The organism is Gemella haemolysans, from assembly GCF_028308085.1.
Lineage (GTDB): Bacteria > Bacillota > Bacilli > Staphylococcales > Gemellaceae > Gemella > Gemella haemolysans_D.
This window is the reverse complement of the sequence record NZ_JAQMFS010000038.1, coordinates 1-340: the sequence shown is the minus strand read 5'-3', so window position 1 is coordinate 340 and position 340 is coordinate 1. Positions and strand designations below refer to the sequence as shown.

Below are 340 nucleotides of genomic sequence, written 5' to 3'. Positions count from 1 at the left end.
GCGAAAGCAAAAGAAGATGCAGCAAAACAAGCGATCGATAACGCGACAACAAATGATGCAGTAACTCAAGCTAAAGCTAACGGAACAACAGAAGTGAATAATGTAAATCCAACACCAGAAGCGAAGCCAGCAGCTAAGAAAGCAATAGATGACGCATTGAAAGCCAAGAATGACGCGATTGATGCAAATAACGATTTAACAGCTGAAGAGAAAACTGCAGCGAAAGCTGATGCGAAAGCAAAAGCAGATGCAGCAAAACAAGCGATCGATAACGCGACAACAAATGATGCAGTAACTCAAGCTAAAGCTAACGGAACAACAGAAGTAAACAATGTAAATC

General features: G+C 41.2%; 1 protein-coding gene. It reads left to right on the top strand.

The features are described from left to right. A partial coding sequence (locus PNO30_RS02890) for a DUF1542 domain-containing protein (protein ID WP_271987094.1) occupies positions 1–340 on the top strand: 340 nt, incomplete at both ends.